The organism is Rosistilla carotiformis (assembly GCF_007753095.1).
GTDB lineage: Bacteria > Planctomycetota > Planctomycetia > Pirellulales > Pirellulaceae > Rosistilla > Rosistilla carotiformis.
In genome coordinates, this window is record NZ_CP036348.1 from 6431030 (window position 1) to 6452167 (window position 21138).

General features: G+C 57.6%; 15 protein-coding genes. 10 read left to right on the forward strand and 5 right to left on the reverse strand.

The genetic code is table 11. The features are described 5' to 3' along the window. Window positions 1-48 precede the first annotated feature (48 nt). On the reverse strand, window positions 49-1302 hold the full coding sequence (locus Poly24_RS23410) for a BamA/OMP85 family outer membrane protein (RefSeq protein ID WP_231753311.1): 1254 nt from the start codon (window positions 1300-1302) through the stop codon (window positions 49-51). Window positions 1303-2037: 735 nt separating this feature from the next. Between Poly24_RS23410 and Poly24_RS23415 the strand changes: the two genes are divergently transcribed. Continuing rightward, on the forward strand, window positions 2038-3009 hold the full coding sequence (locus Poly24_RS23415) for a hypothetical protein (protein ID WP_145101413.1): 972 nt from the start codon (window positions 2038-2040) through the stop codon (window positions 3007-3009). Between the two features lie 124 nt (window positions 3010-3133). Here Poly24_RS23415 and Poly24_RS23420 read toward each other — a convergent pair whose 3' ends face one another. After that, a complete protein-coding gene (locus tag Poly24_RS23420) occupies window positions 3134-4561 on the reverse strand; it encodes an ammonium transporter (protein WP_391556926.1) in 1428 nt (475 codons plus the stop codon). Window positions 4562-5037: 476 nt separating this feature from the next. On the opposite strand from Poly24_RS23420, the gene Poly24_RS23425 reads away from it, so the two are divergent. Beyond that, window positions 5038-6894 carry a serine/threonine protein kinase gene (locus Poly24_RS23425; protein ID WP_145101417.1) on the forward strand — a complete coding sequence of 619 codons (1857 nt, stop codon included), beginning with the start codon at window positions 5038-5040 and terminating at the stop codon, window positions 6892-6894. 13 nt (window positions 6895-6907) lie between these two features. On the opposite strand, the gene Poly24_RS23430 is transcribed toward Poly24_RS23425, so the two are convergent. The 3 genes from Poly24_RS23430 to Poly24_RS23440 all read right to left on the reverse strand — a co-directional run bounded on the left by Poly24_RS23430 (window position 6908) and on the right by Poly24_RS23440 (window position 9817). Beyond that, window positions 6908-7744 (reverse strand): glycerophosphodiester phosphodiesterase, encoded by an 837-nt coding sequence (locus tag Poly24_RS23430; RefSeq protein WP_145101419.1) that lies wholly within the window; start codon window positions 7742-7744, stop codon window positions 6908-6910. Between the two features lie 154 nt (window positions 7745-7898). Then, window positions 7899-8270, reverse strand: coding sequence for a hypothetical protein (locus Poly24_RS23435; protein ID WP_145101421.1), 372 nt, complete (start codon window positions 8268-8270; stop codon window positions 7899-7901). Beyond that, on the reverse strand, window positions 8267-9817 hold the full coding sequence (locus Poly24_RS23440) for a hypothetical protein (RefSeq protein WP_145101424.1): 1551 nt from the start codon (window positions 9815-9817) through the stop codon (window positions 8267-8269). Before Poly24_RS23440 ends, Poly24_RS23435 begins: the two co-directional genes overlap by 4 nt. A gap of 407 nt (window positions 9818-10224) precedes the next feature. On the opposite strand from Poly24_RS23440, the gene Poly24_RS23445 reads away from it, so the two are divergent. The 8 genes from Poly24_RS23445 (at window position 10225) to Poly24_RS23480 (ending at window position 21129) form a co-directional block, all read left to right on the forward strand. After that, the gene (locus tag Poly24_RS23445) at window positions 10225-11880 is read left to right on the forward strand and encodes a TrkH family potassium uptake protein (protein ID WP_145101426.1); all 1656 of its coding nucleotides are present in this window, start codon (window positions 10225-10227) and stop codon (window positions 11878-11880) included. Between the two features lie 397 nt (window positions 11881-12277). After that, the gene (locus Poly24_RS23450; protein WP_145101428.1) at window positions 12278-13327 is read left to right on the forward strand and encodes a DUF1559 family PulG-like putative transporter; all 1050 of its coding nucleotides are present in this window, start codon (window positions 12278-12280) and stop codon (window positions 13325-13327) included. A 47-nt stretch (window positions 13328-13374) separates the two neighbouring features. Next, complete coding sequence (locus Poly24_RS23455; protein ID WP_145101430.1) at window positions 13375-13857, forward strand: carboxypeptidase-like regulatory domain-containing protein; 483 nt, start codon at window positions 13375-13377, stop codon at window positions 13855-13857. Between the two features lie 424 nt (window positions 13858-14281). Beyond that, on the forward strand, window positions 14282-15433 hold the full coding sequence (locus tag Poly24_RS23460; RefSeq protein ID WP_145101432.1) for a hypothetical protein: 1152 nt from the start codon (window positions 14282-14284) through the stop codon (window positions 15431-15433). Window positions 15434-15443: 10 nt separating this feature from the next. Continuing rightward, a complete protein-coding gene (locus Poly24_RS23465; RefSeq protein WP_145101434.1) occupies window positions 15444-15647 on the forward strand; it encodes a hypothetical protein in 204 nt (67 codons plus the stop codon). 257 nt (window positions 15648-15904) lie between these two features. Beyond that, complete coding sequence (locus Poly24_RS23470; protein WP_197452123.1) at window positions 15905-18211, forward strand: DUF1592 domain-containing protein; 2307 nt, start codon at window positions 15905-15907, stop codon at window positions 18209-18211. Between the two features lie 63 nt (window positions 18212-18274). After that, window positions 18275-19600, forward strand: coding sequence for a DUF1552 domain-containing protein (locus Poly24_RS23475; protein WP_145101438.1), 1326 nt, complete (start codon window positions 18275-18277; stop codon window positions 19598-19600). 65 nt (window positions 19601-19665) lie between these two features. Beyond that, entirely contained in the window at window positions 19666-21129 is a 1464-nt protein-coding gene (locus Poly24_RS23480) for a Gfo/Idh/MocA family protein (RefSeq protein WP_145101440.1), read from the forward strand. Window positions 21130-21138: the final 9 nt, after the last annotated feature.

Below are 21138 nucleotides of genomic sequence, written 5' to 3' on the forward strand. Positions count from 1 at the left end.
CCGTGAAATCGTGCGACACCAGATCGCGCAATGTCGATAAAAAACTTCTTAGTATTCATCCGCAGCCGCTTCCAGATCGACCAGCTTTGGTTGTTCGACAACAATGCGCGGTAGAGCGCCTTCGGCCGGATTGGTGATAAAAATCTGCGTCGACTTCAGCAACCGTTCACTGCGGTCCAGCTTCTTGCGGTCGAGCATCTCGCCGGGAGCAAACTCCAGACGGTTTTCGACCACGTGTTCGGCAACCAAGTGGTCGTCGCCATCGACATGGATGCGAATCTCACCACACTTGTACTGATCTCCCTCGGCGATCCGATAGACCAAATCGAGTTGCCCCGGTTCGTCCAAGACGGTCGGCCGCGGTTGCACGTCGGCGAAGATAAATCCAACCGATCCGAGACCGTAGCGGATCTCGGTCACATCGGCTTGCAGCTTGCCACGGTCAAAGGCATCGCCCGGCTTTAAACGCAATCGCTGCTTCAAACTGTTGGTGTCGACAAATTGATTGCCGATCAGTTCGACGTTGCGAACGTAGTAGCGAGGCCCTTCTTTGACGACAAAGCGAAGAGTCAGGTATTTCCCCGATTCGTCGTACCGCATCATCTTGCCAACCTCCGCTTCGAAGAAGCCCAGGTCGCGGTAGTAGCTGGTGAGTTTCTCAAGATCCTGCTGCAGGATGTCCATTTTGGCTCGGTTGCCAAAATTGAAGAATCCCAAAAACGCCTCGCGGCTCTTGATGATTTTTTCCAAGCGTGCCGAGCTGACAAACGTGTTGCCGACGATCTCGATCGAACCGATCCGTTCCAAGGGGCCTTCATTCACCCGGTAGATCACCGCGTTTGGATAGCCCGTCTTGCCGATCACCGTTTCGATCGTCGCTTGATTGAAGCCTTCTTCGTGGTAGTAATCGACCAATCGCGTTCGCGCCGATTCGATCGAAAACTGATTCAACGGGTCGCCCGGTGCGATCCCGACGCGTCCATTGAGTTCTCGGTCGTTGATGCCTCGGTTGCCGACGAACTCGATCGCTTGAACGATCGGTCGCTCACGCACGACAAAGGTGACGTGCATCCCGTCGGCCTGTTCGACAAGTTCCGGTTGGATCTGTTCGAAGGCACCAAACTTATGCAATCGGCGGACATCTTCCATGACCAGATTGAAGTCATAGACACGCCCTTCGCGGGTTTGCACTTGTTCCATGATCCGATTCAGGCCGACGCTGCGGTTTCCTTTGACCGAAACGCTAGCAACCAATTGGTCCCCCGTTTCGCGTTGGACGCGCATCGACCCTTGCTGAAACATGTGGTCGCGAAATTTCGGTTTTTCGACCCCCGGAGGCGCGGGCGCATTGCCACCACCACCGCCCATGCCGCCACCTCCACCGAATTGCCCATGGGCAACCGATACTGAAGCGAGGACGCAGACTAGGCATAGGCTTCGGCGAAGCAGGTTCACTCTCTGACGCATGGATTCCTTTCCTCTGCGTAATTCAATCACGGATCCAAAAGATCAAGACAAGGTCGCCAGCGACCCGTCGGCTGCGAAAACCACGCAGTTTCACGCTCCGACTCACCTCGATATTCAGACGCTTGTGGTTAACTAACCAATTGCGGCATCCCGTCACAAGCCGAGTTCTGACCGCAATACCCCTCGAATCGGTAATATCGATAAATTCCAACCGCTACCAAAAACATCATTTCGCCATTTCGTCTGCTTTCATCAAATTATCTTCCTTAATTGAACTGTACGCTGGCCACCGTTTCCGATAACCAGGAAAGAGGGAGTTCTCGGCTGGGAGCATCGCAGCGAGGACGTGACAGGATCTTGTACTTCACGCGGCCGGTTATGGGCACGTTAGTCTTCATCCAGTTGGCAAGGTGCCCTTTGCCACCACGCAAAGTATGAACAGGCGGTTTTCGAGAGTAGCATTATCATTCGAATATAAAATCTAACGATCACGTCCTCGTCGGGTGCCAGCAAACCCGGCCGCAGGAACACCCAGTCTTTCACAGACACCGAACCAAGGAGGGGGAGGTCATGAGGTGGTCCATCGCGAAGGCCGTTACCATCGGCTTAGTATTGCTATCAAACGTCGCTGTCGCTCAGCCGCAGGCTGAGGAGAGTCTGATTCTCTCGACCCAGTGCGGTCGATTCCATCTGGTGCTAGGCCGGATCAAGTTGGATTGCTTTCATTACAAGAAAGTCCGACTGCACCAAGCGACCGAAGCTCCCAGCGAAGATGAAGAGTTTGTCTGCGTGACCGCCAACGATGGCACGCCTTCTTTGCACTACCTGCGTCATCTGGGACGCTCCAAGGTCACGATCGACACCACCCAGAGTGATTGTGTGCGGATTGAAGCCAAACAGCAGCACCCGACGGGGATCCAAAAATCGCTGCTGATTCAACAGAATGCGAGTGGGCCGATCGAGATCACACGCACGATCGGAACGCATCGCGAACAGATTCAGACCGCCAGCTTCTGGCATCTGATGGCCGAACAACCGCAGTTGTTCGAAGCGGAGATCAGCCCGTTGTTGTCGTTGATGATCATGCACCGGCCACTGGCGCGCGATGCCCAGCGGATCGATCAACATTTGCGACGCCAAGCCGAGCGGTCGCCCACGATCACCAAAGCCTGGGTCCAAGAAAGGATCGACGCGTTGGCATCGCCCACGCGACGTGAGCGGCTTGCGGCACAACGCCATTTGACTTCGGCAGGCGTCGGCATCTTGCCGCTGTTGGATCAAATCGATCGCCAACGATTGGATGCCGAGCAGATTCAATTGATCGGCAAACTGAAGCAGCAGTTGGTGGTCGACCGCAGCGACACGCCCGATCGCGTGGCGGCTTGGCTGGCAACCGACCAAGCCTACTGGGCCAATGTCAGTCGACGGTGGACGCCGCGACAGCAGGAAACCGGCAACCAATACATGTTGGCAACCTGCGGCGAGGGACTGGATGTCGATACCACCGCGATCGCGCTGAAGTCGCAGACCGCCGTCCAATAGCGGCCCTGGACGTTCCGCGTTCGGAGCTCGACACGCAAACCGATTCGCATCGCTGCACCGTCGAAGGTGCACGCGATGCTTCGGGAAATGCGATCGCGTTTCCGGATCCCAACGCGCTCAAAAGCTAATTCAAGACATAGGCTTCTTCGCCGTGCAACGAAATGTCCAACCCCTGCTCTTCATCGTTGGCTTCGACCCGCAGACCAATGGTCATCTTGATCAACAGCAGCAGCACGATGCTTCCGATGCCTGCGTAGACATAAGTCACAACGACGGCGGCAATCTGTCCGGCTAAGATGTTCCCCCCTTCAAACAACCCCAACTTGGCACCCTCGCCGATATCCCAACAGGCACGAGTCGCGAAGAGTCCCGTCAGCACCGCCCCCACGGTTCCGCCAACACCATGCACGCCGAAGGCATCCAACGCATCGTCATATTTAAAGATGTGTTTCAGCTTGGCACACGACCAATAACAAGCGACACCTGCGATCGCTCCCATGATCAACGCTGGCATCGGATTGACGAATCCAGCCGCAGGGGTGATGCAGACCAGTCCTGCCACGGCACCGCTGCTGGCCCCCAGAACCGTCGGTTTGCCTCGCAACAGCCATTCGCACGCCGCCCAAGCGACGGCCCCCGCAGCGGCGGAGAAGTGAGTGACGGCAAACGCGCTGCTTGTCAGTTCGTCGGAGGCCAATTCGCTGCCGGCATTGAATCCGAACCAACCGAACCACAACATCGCCGAACCGACGGCGGTGAAGGTCAAGTTATGCGGCGGCAGAGGCAGCTTTCCAAATCCCATCCGCGGACCGATCATGATCGCGGCCACCAACGCTGAAATTCCGCTGCTGATATGGACGACCGTCCCCCCGGCGAAATCGAGGGCTCCCCCAAAGATTGCCTGATCTCCATTGAAGGCCAAGATACCACCGTCCCAAACCCAGTGTGCCAACGGACAATAGATCAACGTTCCCCAGAGGACCGAATAGACCACCATCGCACTGAACTTCATCCGCTCCGCAAACGCACCGCAGATCAACGCGGGGGTGATGATGAAGAACATGCCTTGAAACAACATGTGGGTTAATCGTGGGATCACGCCTTCCATCGGCGTGAAGGGGGCGCCAGCAGATTCGTCCCACGTGCGCGAGACATTATCCATCATCAAGAACTCGCCGTTGCCGATCAAATGCGACAGATAGTTATCATCTGGCGTGCCTCCAAAGGCCAATGAGTACCCGTACAATCCCCAGATCACCGTCATCAAGCCCATCAGAAAAATGCACTGCATCATCACGCTCAACACGTTCTTACGACGGACCAAACCACCGTAGAACAAGGCCAAACCGGGCGCAGTCATGAACAGGACGAGCGCACAACATGTCAACATCCACGCGTTGTGACCGGCCAACGCAGCGGCATCGATGCTGGCCTGCATCTGTTCCAGCGTAGCCTCGCTTGCGGTTTCCACCGTCCCCTGCTCGACGGCGTCTGCGACCGCGGTGTCTTGGGAAATGCCAATCGTTGCCCCGCCGGACAACATGAGAAACATTAAAATTAGCTGGGGGATACGATTCATTTCTCGCCTCTTCGGTCTCAATAAGGTTGCTAAAATTGCAGGCCCCACGGACGACCGAGAACTCACTTGCCGCCTTCCCCCCAACAAACACGGAGGAACAAGGAATTCTAAAAACGTCCGCCGGTGCAATCGGAAACACTGGGTTCATCGCTCGCAGTGCGTGCGACGCCAAAATGGTAGTGGATCGAGGTTCATTTTGGGAGTGCCACGCCCCCTTTCCAACGCTGCGAAGCGCTGGAAAACAGCGACATGAGGCCCATCATAGGCCGATGGCGGCCAAGAGTTCCCCCTAATACAAAGGACTGCTTGGCCACCGCTGCCAACGGGCGAGCTAGACTGAATTGCGGGCCTCGACAACATTTACTCGTCGACGTTACGGCAATGAAAGCCATTGCCAGCTAGAATCAAAGCAAAGCGCTTATCTTCCCGGCACGGTACCCTCAGCGATCATGATCGATTTCGAACAACTTGGCCCCTACAAAGTCCTCGACAAACTGGGGCAGGGAGGGATGGGAGCGGTCTACCGCGGCGAACACGCCAAAACCAGCGAACGGGTCGCCATCAAGGTAATCGCTTCGCAGATCGCGGACCAACCGCGGTTTCGTCGCCGGTTTGCGACCGAGATCGAAACGCTGAAGAAGTTGAATCACCCGAACATCGTCCGCCTGATCGGATACGGTGAAGAACAAGGGCATCTGTTCTATTCGATGGAATTGGTCGATGGCCCCAGTTTGCAGCAGCAGATCCGCTCGCTCAAACGGCTCCCTTGGCGCGACGTCGTTCGCTACGGAATCGATATCTGCGGTGCCCTCAAACACGCACACGATTTTGGAGTGATCCATCGCGATCTGAAACCGGCGAACCTGTTGATTGCCGAAGATCAATCGATGAAGTTGACCGATTTTGGAATCGCCAAACTGTGGCTTGGCGACGACATGACAGCCGTCGGCGCGATGCTGGGAACCGCCGACTACATGGCGCCCGAACAGGCGGGCGATGGCCCGATCACACCACGCACCGATTTATATGCGTTGGGGAACGTGCTGTATGCGAGCCTGGTCGGCCGGCCTCCGTTTGCCGGCAAGGATCTGACGCGCGTGATCACGAGTCTCCATACCGACCCGCCACCGCCCATCGATCTGATCCTGCCCGAGTTGCCGATGGAGCTGGTCACGCTAATCCATCTGTTGTTAGAAAAGGGACCGCGCGACCGGCCCCCGACAGCGCTTGCTGTTGGGAATCGCTTGCGGGCGATATTGCAGGATGACCTGCGGCTCGGTTCGCTGACCTTTGATGACAATCGGCCAACGATCGATAGCGATTTACCGCAGCGCGTGACCAGCAGCGAGGAATCGTTGGAACTGGGCACCCATTCCTCACTCCCCACCGATCAGCGTCCGACGCTCGATGCGACCGAGCATCCGGCCCCAGGAACGGGAAGCCAGTTTGCCTTTGAAGAGACCGACAACTCCGCAGTTCAAGATTTTCCGGAAGCGGCAACGCTGGCACCGTTAACCCATTTCCGCACGGTCGATCAGGAGGAACGCAACCGCGCGTCGGCGCCTCTGACCGCCGATCCCCACGGATCGTCACCCCGGGAAAGCCTGCTTTCGATCCTGTTGCTGATCGGCCTGTTGATGCTGCTGGTCACCGCAGCGCTTTGGATGATGCAACCGCCCTCTGCTGAATCACTGTACAACAAGATCAGCGAAGCGGAGGACTTTGGCGACGTCGATAAGGCGGCCGGTTCGATCAAACAATTCCTGGCTCGTTACCCCGACGACTACCGCGCCGAAGAGGTCTCGGCACTGGCCGACCAGATCGATTCGGATCGTGTCTTCCGCCGCTTGCGGGTGCGGGCTCGGTTCAAGGGAGGCATCGAACAACTCGAACCGGCCGAACAGGCATTTGTCGAAGCGATGTTGTTGCGGGAAGAGAATCCCGCCGAGGCCCGTGAACTACTGGAGGATTGGTTGATCGTCTTCAGCCACGCCGACCATCGCGACCGATCGGTCGCCCGTTTGATCCCTATCGTGCGTCAAGAAATCCAACCGCTGAAAGAGATCAATCGCAAACAAACCAATACCCAATCGCAACAACTGCAGGACTGGATCGACGGGTCGCTGGAACGTCTCGATGCGGATCGACATCAAGAATTTCTGGAGAGCGTGATCCGTCTGTACGCCGACAAAGCGTGGGCCGAAGAAGAGATCGCCCGGGTAAAAAAACTGTTGAGCGCCGCCGGGCAGGGTGCCGTCGCCCCAAGCGCCCCCACGCCGGCGCCTCCGCCGGCGGATGAATCCTAGCGGATCCGCATCCTTACAGCGGCGACGGTTTGCCCGTCGCCAGCGATTCGCGAATCAAGGCGGGACGATTGGTCGTGATTCCGACCGCGCCGAGCTTTTGGAAATATCGGGCATCGTCGGGAGAATCGATCGTCCAGACGTGAAACTCTGCCATCCCGCGGCGCTTCAATTGCTCGATGAATTCCGGCGTGACGACCTGCCGATTCCCCTGCGTCCCCAGACCATCGGCTTTGCAATCGCGCATCGACTGGGCGACTTGTTCGAGGCTGGGCCGCCACTGGCCACTCTTGGCATCCTTCTTATAACCGGTCAACCAATGCACCCGAACCGTCGGCAATAACTCTTTACACAACGCCACCGTTTCAGTGTTGAAGGCAATGATCAACACTTGTTCTAGCGGGACCTTGAGTTCTTCCAACTGTTGCTTCAGCGGACGGACAATCTCGGGGCCAACTTTCAATTCCACCACAAACAGCTTGCCCTCGGGGATCGCTCTCCAAACGTCGGCAAACGTCGGCAGCGGTTCGCCCGCAAATCGAGCGTCTTTCCAGCTGCCGTATTCGAGTTGCCGCAACTGCTCCAGCGACGAACCGGAGACTTTCAACCGGCGGCCACCGGTCCGTGCGGTGTCTTTGTCGTGGATGCAAACGATTTGGCCATCGGTGGTCAGATAAAAGTCTCCCTCGACGCCATCAGCTTGCTGACGCCAAGCTTCCTCAAACGCAGCCACCGTATTTTCGGGCGCATCAAACGATGCCCCGCGATGGCCAACGATCACTTGCCCCCAAACGGTGCTGTCTAAACATCCACAGAACAAGACTACGGTCAACAACCAGCGTGCGTTCAACATTCAAACTCTCGATACAGAACTAAGATTCGGTCGCGTTGAAGAATCGACAGCATCCGCTGCGTTCTCCGTTGGAAAGACCAGCATAGTCGAACGTGCCAACGCGCGGTATCGAGGCGCGGCCCACGGGCAGATGAAGTTTAGATGAAGGCAAGAGTCAATCGAAAAGTACGCGATGCAATTGCAGGATCCGGTCGCGCGATGCAGCGATCTGTTTCCGCGACGCCGTGCGCAGCAAAGTTGGGTTGGTGAACAGCAGGGCGGCTTGTTCGATTTCCATTTCCTCAGCGATCCGCAGCAGTAAGCGTCGGTCCGTTTTGGCCAGTCCATGCACTTGGCACAGCCCGTCAAACAACTTGTTATGCGAACACAGCTCGCCTTCGCTGGGGTAGAACTTACGATACACCAGGTACCCAATCCCCACGGCGGGAACCAGAATCCCCATCGCCACCCCGACGACAAACGACTGGTTCGATTCGGTCGTTGCCGATTGAAAGTGCGTTGCTAAATCCCCAACACGTGTACTCATCGCGAGTAGACCTCCTGCAACCGATCCGTCCCCAGCCGAGCGGCGTCGCGAACGGGCCCCGACGATGCATTTTTCAGTTCGGACCGCCAAGCGCGGGCCTCGTTTCCGAGCGAATGCTGCAGGAACGCGGCGATTCGGATTCGAACCGACAAGTGATCTTGAGCATAGATCTGGCGAAGAGTATCCAGCAGACTATCGATCAGCCCCAGTGCCGCTGCCGCTTCGACCGCGCGACATCGGACATCGATGATCGGATGCTTGAGCCCGTCGATCACGAACTGCTGCAACTGGGGATCGATCAGTCGCAAAACGGGTGCAAAATTGGCCAAGTCCGCAAATTGCAGGCTGGAATCGGGCTCGAGGAATGCATTGACCGACAAATTCGCCAACGACTGTCGAATCGTTACCTGAACGTGTTCGCAGGGAAAATCCAGCAACTGGATCTGCCGCCACAACAACACATCAAAGACCGCTTCGTAAGCAGCATCGCTGTCCATCGAATGCGCGATCTGATTGGCTTCGGGTTTGAGGATCGCGATCGGCAACGGGCCCATCTGGCGGAGCACCATCGATGCGGCGCGGACCGCATCATCGTCTCCCATTTCAATCGCTTGAATCGCAATCGCGCGGACGATCTGTGGATCGGTATCCAGTCGGTGGACCACATACAGCAGAGCCGCATGCAATTCGCTTTCGGTTTTGGCGAACAAGTCCTCCGCGCTGCGAAACGCAACCATTGATTGCAGGTGCTCCAATTGGCGAAGCGTGCGCTGCGACGGCGTGGGGCCCACATGCCGCAATACCGCGTTGCGAAACGCCGAATCGTCGCGCAACTGCATGACCGGAAGCACCGGATCGGGAATCCGGCTCTTTGAAACCCAGCCGGCAAGCAAGTCGATGACGCCATGATTTGCGGAATGCCGCAGACGACGAGTCAACGTTTCCGCCGATTTGCCATTGGCATCCAACATCGCATGCAACATCGAATCGCTCCAAGCGACAGTGTTCAGGAAAGCATCGACAAGTTCGTCGCGGTGATGAAAATCGACCGACCGCACCGAGATCGCCAACCGTTCCAATCCGCGACGACGGATCAGTGGGCGGTCCTGGTTGTTGCGTGCATCCGCCCCCAACAGCCACGCCATCTGAAGCACTGCGTGCAGTGAGCGCGATTGCAACCCCGGATCGCTGGACGATTCGGCGATCCGGATCAGTTCGGGAAGCGTTTCATGAAGACTCAGATGCGCTGCGATATCGACCGCCCTGGCCGCCTCCGGTCCCGAGCCAGTGGAGACCTGATTGGCGACAAACATGCCAAATTTATGACCATGGTCCCCCAACAACTGACGCTCCGATGGCTTCATGTCATCCCACAGGCCGACCAGTTCCTCAAACGCGCCTTCTGAGTCGCGACGCATCAGGGCCAAGATCGACAGCCGCCGTGCCCGCGGCCCCGCCGTCCGGAATGTCTCCGACAAGAGATCGACGGCAGCCACATTCGGCGTGGTACCGAGGTAGTCATAGGTCAGTTCAAGAGAAGGTTTCATCGGTCGATCTATGGGGTTGCTGTGGCTTCGAAATTCCATCAACAAGGGATTCGGAAAGGGCGCCACCCTGCGCACTCTTTCCCGACCTAATAGATATCGCTTTCTCAAACGGTGAAGTTAACGCCAGACAACCCAATCTGCGTATTCGCGCAACTCAAAGGCTAGCGTAGACCGCAGAACCGTTAGAAATCTCAAGGAAACAAAGGTCTTCAGCGATCGGTCCCTCTCTCCGCCAGGGGGGATCAACCGACAAGCCGGTCCAACAAAGGGGCTGTGAACCGCCATAACGGTGGAGAAAGGACCTCTTCGGGCGGCAGACCTAATTTTCCGGACGGTGCTAAACAAAACAGCATCGTTCCTAGATAATGCGCCCGGAAATCACTGGACCGCCTGTCAGAGTAAGCTTCATGAATTATCGACTGCTGTGCCGATTGCTGGGCATCGTCTGTGTACTGATCGGCGGTTCGATGCTGTTCAGCCTCCCTTGGGCGCTGCCGGGATTGGCGAACCGAACTGGCGCGGACACCCCGGGGATCGAGACGATCGAATGGGACGGCGTCGCGGCGCTGCTGGGGTCGGTCGCTGTCAGCGTGCTGTTTGGCGTGATGCTGATCCGCACGGGACGGTCGAGCAAAGGAGCCCCATTGTTTCAAAAAGAGGCGATGGCTGTCGTGGGGCTCAGTTGGGTGTTGGCGACGGTTCTTGGAGCGTTGCCGTTTTGGTTCAGCCGGACTCAGATCCGACCGGGCGAACCGGTCACCTTTATCGAATCGATGTTCGAGGCTCAATCGGGATTCAGCACCACCGGCGCGACGGTGCTAACCAATCTCGAAAACCCCGACATGGTCCCCTACTGCATCCTGTTCTGGCGCAGCAGCACCCACTTTCTTGGCGGTCTGGGAATCGTCGTTCTGTTCGTCGCGATCCTGGGGCAGGGCTCCGCAGGAAAAGCGATGATGCGCGCCGAGATGCCGGGGCCGACCAAAGAGGGCAGCATGCCGCGGATGCAGGCGACCGCCTGGTCCTTCGCCGGGATCTACCTGGGGCTGAATATGATTTTGATCATCATCTACCGGATCGAAGGGATGTCTCTGTTTGACGCGGTCTGCCACGGCTTTGGCACGATGGCAACCGGCGGCTTCAGCACCTGGAACGCCAGCCTAGGACACTTCGACAGCGCGATCATCGATTACACCACGATCGTGTTCATGATCCTCGCGGGGACCAATTTCACTCTCTTGTACCTATCGGTGTTTGTCAGTCCCAATCGCCTGTTTCGCGACACCGAATGGCGGTTTTATCTGGGGATCATCGGCGTGCTGTCGGCGCTGATCATTTTCTTTGGAATGCGCAGCCACGACGCCAGTTTTGAAACTTTGAGCAGTTCGCTACGTTTCAGCCTCTTTCAAGTCGTCTCGGTGATCACGACGACCGGATATGGCACCGCCGACTTTGATCATTGGAACAACTTTGGACGAGGCAGCCTGCTGCTGCTGATGTTCGTCGGCGGATGTGCAGGCAGCACCGGCGGAGGGCTAAAAGTCATCCGCCACGTCCTGTTCTTTAAGATCTTGTTGCTGGAAGTCGAACGCGTGCATCATCCGCGGGTCGTCCGGCCGTTGACCCTGGGGGGAAGCCCGACGGAAGATCAAGAGTTACGAAAATCGATCCCGATCTATTTCTGTTTGATCTTGGGAATCTTCATCGCATCGTGGTTGGTGCTGATCACGTTTGAACCTTCCTCCACCTGGGGTGTCGACAGCAATCGTATCGCCACGGTCGCCGAAGCGTTGGACGAAAGCAATCCGCCCGGCGACCCCGAAGTCACGCCGCAGGAGATTAAACAGCACACGCTCGATGAAAAACTGCTCGATTGCGCCAGCGCCGTCGCCGCCACGTTGAACAACATCGGCCCCGGATTGGGCGTCACCGGTCCGACGAAAAACTACGCCGGTTTCAGCCAAGGAGGCAAGCTGCTGTTCGTGTGGCTGATGATGCTCGGACGCGTCGAAGTCTTCAGCGTCCTAGTCTTGCTGATGCCTTCGTTCTGGCGACGCTTCTAAATCGCCGCCGGGCCCCTCCCCAGCGCGCCTCTGCTTCTTACAAGAGGCGAGCCTCCGCTGCTGCCGGTCGTGTCCTTGCTTCGCCCCCCCCTATGGTGAGTCATGCATTCGACGCCGCATTAGCGAGACCCGCAATGCCACTAAGGGTGATGCAGTGCAGGAGAACGCTCCGTTGACAACATTCCCGTGGAGGAATACGATAAACCCGTTAAACACATTTTGCTACTTTTCGAGGGTTCATTTGCTCCCTTTGGTCCGCAATTTCATTCATGCTTTTCGCCCTAATTAGGGTGCGGACTCAATAAGTGGCGTCTGTCATTTCCGAAGTCGGGATGATGGACAACGTCCATGGATTATTTCGCTTCTTGGTCCCGACATTCATTGGAAGGTCATCTTAATGTTGCGCAAGTCAGGGTTATTTATTCCACGCAAAGGCGCCCGGCAACGCAGCGGCTTTACGCTCGTCGAACTGCTTGTGGTGATCGCGATCATCGGCATCTTGGTTGGACTGTTACTCCCGGCGGTGCAAGCGGCGCGTGAAGCGGCACGACGTATGAGTTGCTCGAACAATGTAAAGCAGCTCGGAATTGCTTTACACAATTACCACGACACCTACCTCGCCATGCCAGCGCGTCAGGGAGGCCCCAACTGGACTGGTGGTAGCGCCACGGGAACGCCTCGTTGGAGCGCGTTTGTTGGCTTGTTGCCCTTTATGGAACAACAACCCCGCTACGACCAAATCACCTCGGGCGGCTACCACGTCTGGCACAGCAATGCCAACTCGGGATACGTGGGGGAGATCGATTCGTTTATCTGCCCTTCGGATGGTCTGTTTTCGGCAGCAGGGGGCGACCGAGCCGCGATGTATTCGCCACTAAACTACGGCCTCAACATGGGTGACAACTACAACATCTCGGTCGACGCCAGCCGTCCCGACCAAGGTGTCCGGGGGCTATTCGGATATTTGATGTATTTAAATTTCAGTGCGATCACCGATGGATTGAGCAACACGATTGCGATGTCGGAAACGCTGATTTCTCCCGACAGTTCACGTCTTGGACGCGCCGTCGCGAACTCAACGAATAATCCCTTGGCCTGTCGCGCCTACTTGGTCAATGGCCAGTACACCTCTGGATCGCTGATCGCACAGTTTCGGTGCCACGGTCAACGCTGGCAGGACGGTCGGCCAGGGTATTGTGCTGTCACGACCATCCTCCCTCCCAACAGTGCGACCTGCAGCACGCAGGCTGGTGGCGGGATCTACTCATCTTCCAGCCGACACCCCGGCGGCATTCAAGCATTGCTTGCCGATGGTTCGGTTCGTTTCATCACCGAAACGATCGATACCGGCGACCTGTCGCAGTCGGCCGTCACCTCGGGAACCAGCCCCTACGGCGTTTGGGGAGCACTCGGTTCGCGCGACGGTGGTGAAGTCAACAAGTTGTAGGTCTCCGACATTTCCATTCTTTGCGTTTGGCTGAACAAGGTTTTTTGATGATGCTCTTTTATTCCGCTCGCCCTCTGTTGAACGTGCTTTGGGCGGCGCCGCTGATTTGCCTTGTAGGTTGCGGTGGCCCGACAAGCGACCGTTGGACTCGGGACCGACCGCCGGTCTATCACGTGTCGGGACAGGTTTTATTAAATGGTGAACCGCTGGACCAAGCGACGGTCATCTTCCAACCGGTCGGCCCCGAAGGCAAACCGGGAACCGCAGTGACCGATGCCGATGGACGCTTTGAAGTTCAAACGTTTGATCCCGGCGATGGGCTGACCGAAGGAACGCATCGCGTTGCCATCAAAAAGTCGGGCATGGTCGATAAAGCGGGGAACATCGTCGCCGAAGTGGGTGAACCGGGAAGCGTGACCGAGAAAAACTTTGTCCCAACCCAGTACTCCGATTTTGAAAAATCAGGAATCGAAATCGTCGTGACGGCAAGTGATGACAACGAGCTGGAACCCTTTCAGCTGAAAGATTAAGCATCACGCGTGGTTCCTCTCACGAGTGCAAATGTGACCTTCGACGCCTTTCGCTGTTACTTGCGAAAGGCGTCTTTCTTTTCCCGTTCTCACAGAACGGTTGGCAGTATCCTTCGCATGGTTCTCTCGCGATCGATCGCCTTACGCTTTGGCGGGGGCCAGGTTCCTGACAGACCGACCGGCGGACATGTCGACACCGCGAGGGGCCACGATCGCTTCACCGAATCACCAGTTGTCGATGTGACGCGATCGCTCTTCTCTCTTACGATCTCCGCTGCGCAGAAACCAATCCAATCCCCGAGCGTGACACTGTGGGGCATCTGCTTGCTTGATCGGGGCTTCGCGTCGATACTAGAGGTTCCCGGTCGCCAAGCTCCCATTGGCAAACGCGATTCCCACCTCCAGTCCTGTACGCGGTACCCAAATGTCCACCACATCCGACACCTTTGACCAACTGATCGCCTGCCGCGAAGACCCCGCTTCGGTGCTGTCGCACTTGGTCGATCACTACCGCACCGAACGCCTGCCTCACGAACTGTTCGAGACGCTGAAGCTGCAGACGCGTCTGAAACTCGGATTGCCTCTGTTCAGCACCGACAACGATCCGCCGGTCGGCGAAGAGCTGGATCGACAGATGGAGATGGGATTGATCGACGCCTGTCGCGAGGTCGGTCAGATGTTGATGCAGGAGGGGCGGATCGCCGAGGGTTGGATGTATCTGCGTCCGGTCGGCAACCTTCCGCTGGTTGCCGAATTGATGCGCGACATCCAGCCGAACGAAGAGAACACTGACGACCTGATCCAAGTGCTGTTGCACGAAGGAATCGACATCGCTCGCGGTTATCAGTTGATTCTGGAGAACAACGGTACCTGCAACAGCATCACCACCTACGAACAATCGATCATCGGTCGCCCTCCGGCGGCACAGCGTCCCGCCGCATCGCTGCTGTTGGATCATGTCTACAACGAATTGGTCGAATCGGTCCGCAGCGATATCGAACAACGGGAAGGGACGCCGCCGGAATCGAACAACATCGTCGAACTGATCGCCGATCGCGGCTGGTTGTTCTCCGACAACGGTTACCACATCGACACCACTCACCTCGCCTCGACGATCCGATTTGCGCGCGTCCTGGACGATCCCGCTCAGCTCCGCCGCGCGTGGGAGATGACGCAATACGGCCGCAAATTGAATCGCCAGTTCCAGTATCCCGGCGACGAACCCTTCGCTGATTTCTACAGCAGCCACGACCTCTATTTCTCGGTCCTGCTGGGAGAGAAGGTCGACGAAGGGATTGCGTACTTTGAGCGCAAGGTGCGGAACGTCGACATGCTGGAAAAGGGGACCGGCCCCATCGAGACCTACGTCGAACTGTTGGACCGTGTCGGCCGCCCAGCCGAAGCGCTCGCCGCGGCGGTGGAGTACACTCCCGCCGAAGTCCCCGCGACGCGCGTGGTGCCGCTGATGCTGGAACTCGCCAAGAAGGGAGCCGGATACGAACCGATCCAGGACTTCTGCAAAGCCCGCGGCGACCTGCTGGGTTATGCCGCGGCGCTGATCAACCCCACGCAGTGAGCCTTGCGCGATGGTGGTTGCAGGCTTTTTATTCATTCTGGCGATACTCGGCCTCGAATTGGCTATGGGTGTCGCCGTCTTTGGTTTCACCGGCGGCAAGGCGGTTGTGGTCCGCGCCGACGATCCAGGCAAATTCTGGTTTTCGATCGTCCTCCAACTGATCTTTGGACTCGCCCTGCCAGCGGCGCTCTGCTTCGGAAGCCTCCAGCGGTAAGACCTTTTAGCTCTCGACTAACGCGAGAATCGTAGGCATTCGGCCGGGCTGCGCGCGGTTTTGGCGAGCGCCTCCGTTGGTATTGCGAGCAATTAGGATCTTGCATCGGGATCGCCGTGGTTCGTACAATTAGAAGACTCCCTGGGGTAAATCGCCCACCGCGAACATCCAGCTAACGCAGCGGAACCCACCCCAAGCGAGCCATGCCCACCGCGCTGCGTCCTCCCCAATCCCAAACGATTCCCACCACCTTGCCGATGCCCACATCACCCTCTGTTCCATTGCGGTCAACGCAGCGCGGGATCGCGCTAGTGATCTGTCTGTTGTTCTGCGCAGCGACATCCGCGGCAGAGGATCCCGCGGCGATGGCAAAACGCGGCAAACAGCTGTACGTCGCCCAATGCGCTTCGTGCCACGGCGACCAAGGCCAGGGAGTTAACGAGCGATACGAAGAACCGTTGTACGGCGATCTGGCAGCCGAGGAGCTGGCCCGCGTGATCCATGAGACGATGCCCAGCGAGAAGCCCGAGGCGTGTGTCGATCAAGACGCGTTGGCGGTCGCCAAGTACATGATCGGCCAATTTTATACCGCCGAAGCGCGTGCGAAAAACCAACCGCCGCGGATCACCATGTCGCGGTTGACGGTGGAACAATACGACAACGTGCTGAGCGACCTGGTCAGCCACAACGACAGGATCCAGCTGCCCCAAGGAAATCCCGGACTGAAGGCACAGTACTACAACGCGCGCAACACCAAGGCCGACAAATTGGTGATCGAGCGGGTCGATCCGAAGATCAAATTCGATTTCGGCCAAGGGAGCCCCGGCGAGAAGATCGGCGCCGAAGAGTTTTCGATCGTCTGGAGCGGATTGGTGATCGCCGACGAGACGGGCGAATACGAATTCACCGTCAATACGGGAAACGGAATCAAGCTATATGTTAACGACGAGCGCAAGCCGTTGATCGATGGCTGGGTCAGCAGCGGCGGGGAACCGCGCGAGTTGACCGAATCGATCCATCTGCTGGGAGGCCGCAGCTATCGGCTGAAATTGCACTTCTTCAAGCATCGCGACAAATCGGCGTCGGTCGAACTGATGTGGAAACCGCCGCATCGCCCGCGTCAATTGATCCCGTCGCGCAGCTTACGCGATCAATACGCGCGGCCGCTGTTCGTCTCGACCACACCGCTGCCTCCGGACGACGCCAGCTTTGGTTTCCCGCGCGGCACCGCGGTCTCCAAATCATGGGACGAAGCGACGACCGCAGCGGCTGTGGACGCGGCAGCGGCGATCGTCGACCAGATCGACCGACTGGCGAAAACCAAGCCGGACGCTGGGGACCGCCGCAAAAAGATCATCCAATACTGCGGCCAGTTCGTCGAGCGAGCGTTCCGCCGCCCGCTGGACGACGAGCAGCGGAAGTTCTTTGTCGAATCGCAATTCGACGCCACCGATGACATCAGCGAAGCGGTCAAGCGATGCGTGATCCTGACGCTCAAATCGCCAAGGTTCCTGTATCCGACAACTCCGTTTGGCGAAGTCGACGGGTACGACGTGGCATCGCAAATCTCGTTCGCTCTGTGGGATTCGATCCCCGATCAACGACTGATGAAGGTCGCCAAAGATGGCCAACTGATGAAACCCGACGCAGTGCGGAAAGAGGTCGTCGCGGCGGTCGGCGACGCGCGGACGCGGGCGAAACTGAGAGGCTTCTTCCGACGCTGGCTGTCGTTGGAACGAGCCGAGGAGATGTCGAAGGACAGCGAACAATACCCTCAGTTCTCGCCCGAATTGGTCGCTGATCTGCGGTTGTCGTTGGACCTGTTCCTGGAGGAGGTCTTCTGGGGCGACGCTCCCGATTACCGTCGCTTGCTGTTGTCCGACACGATGTACGTCAATCAACGGATCGCCGATTTTTATAAGATCCCGCATCCGAAGGACAAAGATTCCGACGACGGCGAACGATTTGTCTCGGTCTCGCTGAAGGGAGAACCACGGGCTGGCGTGGTCACGCATCCGTTGGTCCTTTCGGCCTTGGCGTATCACAACGACACCTCGCCGATCCATCGCGGCGTGTTTGTGACGCGGAACCTGTTGGGACGCGTGCTCAATCCACCGCCGATCGCCACGGTGTTCGAAGCGGCGGCATTTGATCCGCACCTGACGATGCGCGAGAAGGTTTCCGAACTGACCAAGTCGTCGCAGTGCCAAGGCTGCCACCACGTGATCAACCCGCTCGGCTTCAGCTTGGAAAACTACGACGCCGTGGGGCAATATCGAACGACAGAAAAGGATCGCAAGATCGAAGCGGCGTCGGATTACAAATCGGTCTCCGGAAAAGTCATCCGACTCGAAGGGGCACGCGACCTGGCGCTGCATGCGGCCGAGAGCGAAGCGGCTCAGAAGGGCTTCATTCGCCAACTGTTTGAACACCTGATCAAACAACCGCCGGCCGCCTACGGTGCGGAGACGCTGGATCGATTGCACGGCAGCTTTGTCGAGAACAACTTCAACGTCCGCGAGTTGATGGTCGATATCGTAACGATCGCCGCGTTGCATCGTTAACGACGGACCGATCGGCTGGCTCGAACGCTACAAAAACGCAAACCCTTTCGAAAGGATCGTGTGATGAATCATCGAAACCTAGGACGTCGAGAACTGTTGCGCAAGCTGGGTGTCTCGGCGGCCGCGATTCCGTTTTTGAGCAATTTGCCCAGCATCGCTTCGGCTGCCAAAGCAAACCGCCGCAAGCAGCGACTGGTGATCATGTTCAGCCCCAACGGGACGGTCCCCGATGAATTCTGGCCCGATCAAGAGGGTTCCGACTTTGAGCTGAAACGGATCCTCGCACCGCTACAACCGTACAAAGATCGACTGCTGACGCTGCATGGCATCTGCAACAAAGTCAAGGGAGACGGCGACAGCCACATGCGTGGGATGAGTTGCCTGTTGACCGGAACGCATCTGTTTCCGGGAAACATCCAAGGGGGCTCACACACCCCGGCCGGCTGGGCCAGCGGCATTTCGATCGATCAAGAGATCAAGAACTTTTTGCAAAGCAATCCCGAAACGCAGACCCGATTCGGCGAACTGCTGTTTGGCGTCAACGTTGGCGACCGCGCCGATCCCTGGACTCGGCTCAGCTACGCCGGTCCCAACAAACCTGTCGCACCGATCGAAGATCCCTACCGGATGTTCGAAAAGATGTACGGCCGCGTCGAGGACCAAGCGACGATTCGCAGCGTCTTGGATAGCGTGCAAGAAGACCTCCGCCGGGTCCGCGGGCTGATCAGCCGCGAGGACCGCCGTCTGTTGGACGAACACGAATCGTTTGTCCGCGAGATGGAGAAGGAACTGAAAGCTGGCGGCAAGCAGACCTACGCCGTCAGCGTTCCCGAACTGGAATCGGGAGTCAAAAACGAAAACGACAACGCGCCGCTGCTGGGCAAGATGCAGATCGAATTGATGGTCAACGGTTTGGCCAACGACATGAATCGCGTCGCGGTGCTGCAGTACACCAAAAGCGTTGGCGGTGCCAGGATGAACTGGTTGGGGATCGACGAGAACCACCACTCGCTGTCGCACGAACCGGACGACAACAAAGCCGCCAAAGAAAAGTTGGTGAAGATCAACACATGGTTCTGTGAACAGTTGGTCTACCTGGCCAAGCGGCTCGACGAAACGCCCGAACCAGGCGGGCAGGGATCGCTGTTGGACAACACGACGATCGTCTGGACCAACGAACTGGGCAAGGGGAACTCGCACACGCTGAACAACATCCCATTTGTGATGCTCGGCGGCGGGCTGGGCTTCAAAATGGGCCGCTCTTTGAAATACAACAAACAGAACCACAATCGGCTGTTGGCAGCAATCGCCAATGGAATGGGACACGAAATCACTACCTTTGGCGATCCCAATTTGTGTAGCGATGGCGTGTTGACCGACTTATCATAAAAGTTCTTTTACACCACAGCGTTCACAAGAACGAATCCAATACCCCAACACAGGATCTTTATATCGTGGAGAATCAAGGCTCTCATCGCCGCTCGTTCATCAAGACCTCCGCAGCGGTTGCTGCGGCTGCGTCGGTCATCCAAGCTCCCGCCCCTGCTCGTGCTGCTGGCAGCAACGAACGTCTGCGGATCGGTTTCATCGGTCCTGGCGGCCGCGGATTCGGAGCCCATGTGAAGAAGCTGGCTCAGCTGCACAAAGATGGTGCGAACATCGAACTTGTCGCTTTGGCCGAAGTCTATTCGGTGCAGCGCGATCGCGTCGCCGACTACATCGAAAAGGAAACCGGATTCAAGCCGGCCAAATACGTCGACTATCGCGAGATGATCGAGAAGGAGAATCTCGACGCCGTGGCGATCGGTACTCCCGACCACTGGCACGCGAAGCAGACGATCGACGCTCTCGAAGCGGGACTGCACGTCTACTGCGAAAAACCGATGACCAAGACGGTGGAAGAATCGTTGAAGGTCGTCGACGCGTGGCGTAAGTCGGGCAAGGTGATGCAGGTCGGCGTTCAATCGACCAGCTTGCCGGTATGGGACGAAGTGCGCGAGTTGCTGCAGGACGGCAAGCTGGGCAAGGTCTTGATGTACCAGACCGAATACTTCCGCAACTCGGCTCAAGGCCAATGGCGATACTACAAGCTTGAACCTGAAATGACGCCAACCAATGTCGATTGGAAGCGTTGGTTGGGATCCGACGAAGGCTTGGCCGAAGAGATCCCCTTCGACCGCGCTGTTTACAAGCAATGGCGTCGCTTCTGGCCATTTGGCTCGGGCATGTACACCGATCTGTTCGTCCATCGCACCACCGCGATGTTGAAGGCGACCGGCCTGCGATTCCCCGCTCGCGTTGTCGGTGCCGGTGGATTGTACATGGAATACGATGGACGCGATGTTCCCGACGTGGCAACCGTCGCCGCCGATTTCCCCGAGGGTGTTCACGGTCTGGTCAACGCCACGATGTGCAACCAGGAAACGCGAATCCAACAACTGATCCGTGGACACAACGGATCGTTTGTGTTCGGCAACGGCGAACAGTTCGACGGCTTCGACTTCGTTCCCGAACGATCGCAGGTCACGCGAATCCGCGATCAAAAGACCGAACGGATCGCAACAAAGCCTGTCGCCGACACGACTTACGCTCACTTCAAGAACTGGATCGAAGCTTGTGCGGCTGAAGAGCCGTTGCAGTGCAACAACACGCCCGAACTGGGAGCCGCGGCGATCGCTGTCGTCACCCTGGGTGCTCGCAGTTACCGCGAGGGGACTGTCTTCTTCTTCGATGGCGATTCGGGCAAGATCAGCACGACCGATCCAGGCTGGGCAGCCAGCTGGGAAAAACTGTCGGCTGCGCGCGCACCGGTCAAACACATCCCGGGCTGGCGTGCTGGCGATACCGGCAGCACATTGGAAGAGCCGGATTACATGAAGCTGGCTGGCCCATGGGTCGACGGCAAAGACCCCGCTTAATCGGCAGGT